The organism is Syntrophales bacterium, from assembly GCA_023229765.1.
GTDB lineage: Bacteria > Desulfobacterota > Syntrophia > Syntrophales > UBA5619 > DYTH01.
Genome location: JALNYO010000072.1, coordinates 1 through 5,282 on the forward strand (window position 1 = coordinate 1; position 5,282 = coordinate 5,282).

A 5,282-nucleotide genomic window follows, 5' to 3' on the forward strand; every position below is an offset into this window, starting at 1 on the left:
TCTCCCTTTCCGGCAATCTGGGCTTCAAGAAGACTGGTACGGATATCATCGCTGTAGGCTCCGATGTGACGGCTGCTCTTACGGCCGGTTCATCGGTGAATGTAACTCTTGCGAACGCGGACTTCGGTTTGAAGGCTGGTAATGGCACAACGGCGTTCGAGATGAAGAACGGCTCGTTCTCGGCAACGATTGAAGGTCTTGCCGCCATTGACGCCACGACGGTTCTGGTTCGCTACACGAATGCGGCGACCACTGTCACAGCAAACACAATTCTTACTGTCGGCTCAACGAGCTACACCTTTACCGATCCGATCGCGGCGAACACAATCGCGGTTGAAGTTACCGGCTTCAAAGCAAATATTGCGGACTTTGTCTCCCTTTCCGGCAATCTGGGCTTCAAGAAGACTGGTACGGATATCATCGCTGTAGGCTCCGATGTGACGGCTGCTCTTACGGCCGGTTCATCGGTGAATGTAACTCTTGCGAACGCGGACTTCGGTTTGAAGGCTGGTAATGGCACAACGGCGTTCGAGATGAAGAACGGCTCGTTCTCGGCAACGATTGAAGGTCTTGCCGCCATTGACGCCACGACGGTTCTGGTTCGCTACACGAATGCGGCGACCACTGTCACAGCGAACACAATTCTTACGGTCGGCTCAACGAGCTACACCTTTACCGAGGCGATAGCGGCCAACACGGTTGAATTCCAAATTTCTGGTTTTTCAGCTACCGTCTTTGATTTTTTGTGGATCGAAGGGGATCTTGCCTTTAAAAAGTCATCCCTTGATAGCCTGACCCTTGCGGATGGTTCGGTTGTCGGTACTGCCGGTGACGGTATTGACGACGTCGAGTTAATGCAAGTCGGAGCGCATATTGAAACCGCTTTTGCAGGTATCAACGGTCCTTTTGAAAGTGAGGAAGCAACCCCTTCAGCGTTGGGCTTCACCCTTTCCAATCTCAACCTTGCCCTGACGATACTCTCTCCCAGAGCTCCCCCAGCACCAGCCTCTGCAACCGACCTGCGTACCTGGACGGCAGTCAAGGCAGATGTTGGTGGCGCTTCTTTTGTTGGTATCGACGGCTTGACACTTTCAATCGCCAGTCTTTCCGTAGATATCAATCAAGGTGGCGGCACGAACAATACAGTTGCCAACACCACCGCCGCCGATTTTTCTGTAACTCCTCTATCCGTCACCACGGGTGGAGAAAACACCATCACTATAGATTATTCTGACGAAACATTGCAGGTCGAAACCAATGTCGAACTCGACGTCTTCGGTTTTGTCCAGTTGGATGGCAGCCTTGCCTTCAAAAAAGCGACGGGGAACTTCGTTGTCACTGACGGTTCGACCCATGCCTCCACCGCCCTGAACAATATCAGCTACCTGGAGATTGGCGGCCATGTGAACACGGCCTTCGCGGGAGTTGGCAGCATCGGCTTCAACCTGACGGGTGTGGACTTCGGGATTCTGATGGTTTCCGACACGAACAACACGCCTGCCAATACCGCAGACGATGTCAACTACATGTCCCTGAAGGCGGATGTTGCAAGCGCGGCTCTGGTCGGGATTGAAGGTCTTACCGCCTCGGTTAACACGCTGTCGGTGATTGTGAACAAAACCAGCAGCGCCACGGCCGCGAACAAGGTACTCGATTTCGTCAACAGCGCCGAAGGCATCAATACTACTGATACGGATGCCGCGAGCATCGAAATCACGACCGGCCCGGCGACTGACCCGGTCACGATCGACATCGATGGAGACGAAGGCGCATTGCTCCAGGTGACGACGAACATCGAACTCGACGTCTTCGGCTTTGTGCAGCTTGATGGGAGCCTCGCGTTCAAGAAAGCGACTGGTAACTTTGTTGTCACCGACGGCACCACTCACGTATCCGCCGCCCTGAATAATGTCAGTTATCTTGAAGTTGGCGCCCATGTTGACACTGCCTTTGCCGGATTCAATGGCGGCACCGACAGTGCCATGGGTTTGAGTCTGACTGGTGTTGATTTTGGAATTCTGCTGATCAACGAGCAGGGCGTTGCAACCCCGCGCAATTGGATGTCCCTGCAGGCGACAGTCGCAAATGCCTCGATAGTCGGCATCCCCGGTCTTACCCTTTCGGTTGACACCTTCGGTCTGCAGGTGAACCAGGCTGCCGCCGACGGTTCCTTGATCAATTTTGCGACGCAGAACGAAGATATAAGTATTGGCCCGGACAAGAGCGTTACCCTTGATATGGATTCGGCGGACGGAGAGCTGATCCAGGCCTCCGGTTCCATCGAAATCGAACTTGCCGGATTCTTCAAGGTTGCCGGCGACTTCGCCTTTGTCAGCTCTTCGACTACGGTGCGCCTGTCCGACGGCAGTTCGGTGGATGTTGATCTGCTGACGATCGGCGCCAACAGCGTTGATGCCTTTACCGGGGTTAACGGCGGCACTGCCGACGCGATCGGCTTCGATTTGACGGACGCCGATTTTGCTCTGGCGTTGATGACGGATTCGCAGAACCCTGCCCGCAAATGGATGGCGCTCAAGAGCGAGGTCGGATCGGTTGCCTTTGTAGGGATTGACGGCCTTACCGTCGCAGCGGACACGCTGACGATCGAGATCAACCGTAACCTAGGAACGGCCGGTTCCCCGATACCTCAGGATTCCGAGTTGACGGCGACCACGCTCAGGCTCGAGACGGATATTACGACGGGGACTCTGATTTTCGAGCTTGATGGCGAGACGGCCGAGGTGGCGATCGATTCGGCGGACACAAACTCGATGCTCCAGTCCGCCATGATCTCCGCGCTGGAAGGTTTTACCTCCGTCGGCGCCGGTAATGTCCAGGTATCCGGAACGAGGGCGGACGGCTTCACGATCACCTTCATCAACGAACTGCTCGGTCAGGATCGGAGCGGCCTTCTGGTCCGCGCCGTGTCCCCTGAGGTTGCCACCGCGGTGATCGAGAAGGTTGCCGGTGCATCCGCGCAAGACGAAGTCGAGCTGACCCCCGTGAGCGTCAATACAAGCCTCCGTCTTGACACCGATATAGAGGTCGGCGCGCTTACCTTTACGCTTCGCGGCGAGACAAGGAAGCTGACGGTTTCTTCCGGCACATCGGATGCGACGCTTGCGGGCAATCTGACAACAGTCCTAGCCGGTTTCATCTCAATCGGCGCCGGGAACGTGCAGGTATCCGGAACGAGGGTGGGCGGCTTCACAATCGAATTCATCAACGACCTTGCCGGTGAGGATTTCAGTGATCTCCAGCTTTCGGTGCAGACTCCAGGCGTTGAGGCGTCGGTTTCCACTCTGGTGGAAGGCGAAGAGAAGGTGACCGGGACGACCACCACCGGCGCCTATGTCCGTGAAAAGCAGGTCATATCTTTCTCCAACGGCTTCCGCAGCACGAATACCCGCTATGAGCTTGAGTTCAACGGCCTCAAAACGGGTCTGCTCGATTTTTCGGTGAACAGCCCCACGTACAACCGGGCGATTCTCCAGGCCGGTCTCGAGAGTCTGACGACAATCAAAAAGGGTAACGTGAGGGTGGAGTTCGACCAGAGTTCAACATCCGCCGCGCCGCGCTACTTTGTCTATTTCATCGGGAAGCTGGCTTATCAGAATGTCCCGCAGATCGTTGTCGTCTCCTCCAGTAATGTGACGGTGGTCGTAGGCACGTCGGTTGAAGGTCAGGGTGCGACGACGACGCAAACGACCGAGGCCGTTTCCGCGGAGCAGCAGGTGAATGTTAAATCCGAGCTTGAGGGCTCCTTTACACTTTCGCTGCTTTATGACGGTTCAACCTACACGACATCGGCACTTGCGTTTAACGCCTCTGCGAGCGCCGTCCAGAACGCGCTGAATACGGCGATCAGCGCCATCGGCGGTGCGGCAGTCACGGTAAGCAGTACGGCGACCGGAGTCTGGAGAGTTGTTTTCGGCGGCAGTCTGAGCGGAAAAGCGATTGAGCCGCTTGCGATCGAGACGACGACGGCGTCGGTTTCGGGTTCGCTTGTTGTTGTGCAGCGAGGATTGACCCGAGTTGACGGCTCGACGGTGACGACGCCGGCGGTGAACGAAGTTCAGCGGGTTAGGGTGGAAGCGGAGATTGCCGGGAGCTTTACGTTAAGCCTCACCCACGACGCGACCACCTATACGACGGATGCAATCAGTTTTATCGCCACGGCGGCTGAAGTTCAAGCGGCGCTTGCGTCTGCCTTTGCCGGTCTGGCTGATGCCGGATTCTCGGTGACCGGCGTTGGCATGGGAATTTGGGACATCGCGTTTTCGGGAAGCCTGGGCGGCGAGGATTTGCAGTTGTTTGAGATTGCCGCGGCCCCCGAAGTTGCATCGGCTTCGCTTGCGATAGAGAACCGCGGAGAGACCATCGCCCGTCCGGACATCGTTTCCGATCCGGATCCGAGTCTGGTGGTTGATTTCGGCGTGCAGAGCCTTGACGTCAAGACCGGTCCCGATTCGGTGATGATGCTGACAATGGACGGGATGGAAGGCGATCTGATCCGCGCATCGGGCAACATGACGATCGATCTTTTCGGCTTCTTCATGATCGAGGGCGGCTTCGCCTTTGAGAAGTCCTCCGAGACAGTGACTCTTGCGGACGGGACCGAGGTCGATACGAATATGCTGACGGTGGGCGGCGGCGGTCTGGATGCCTTCGCCGGTCTAAACGGCGGTTCGGAGAACGCCCTTGGTCTGTCGCTGGAAGAGGTTGATTTCGCAATTGCGCTGTTCACGAGCAAGGCCGACGCGACCCGCAAGTGGACGGTGCTGCACGCGACGGCAAATACGATTGAGCTTGTCGGGATTGATGGCCTTGTTGCCTCGTCCACTTCGCTTGAGGTGAATATCAACCAGGCCGGGGCAGGTTATGACGTCATCGATTTTGCAGCCAGCAGCCTCGAAGTCCTGACCGGCCCGGGCACCAGCCTGACGATCGACATCGACGGGAGCATGGGGACTCTAATAGAGGCTTCTGGTGAAATCAGTCTCGATGTTTATGGATTTGTCCTTGCCCAAGGCGCTTTCAAGGTTGTGAAGCGCAATGTTGACGTTGATGTGAATGGAGATGGTTATCGGGATCCTACCGATCTTGCCAATGCCGGCTCACCGGATCTCAACGATGCAGAAATGCTGGCTTTTGCCTTCACCGGAGTTGATCTGTTCGTGGGAGTGGGCGGGAAGTTCAACGATGCCAGGACCGAGATCGATACGGCCGATGCGATCGGGTTCAGCGTAGCGGGTGCGGGCCTTGAGCTTGCGATCGTGAAG

At 56.4% G+C, this 5,282-nt stretch carries 1 protein-coding gene; it reads left to right on the forward strand.

The window, feature by feature from the left end:
- Positions 1 to 5,282: hypothetical protein (locus M0P74_17920; protein MCK9365464.1), on the forward strand; the 5,282-nt coding region annotated here is incomplete at both ends.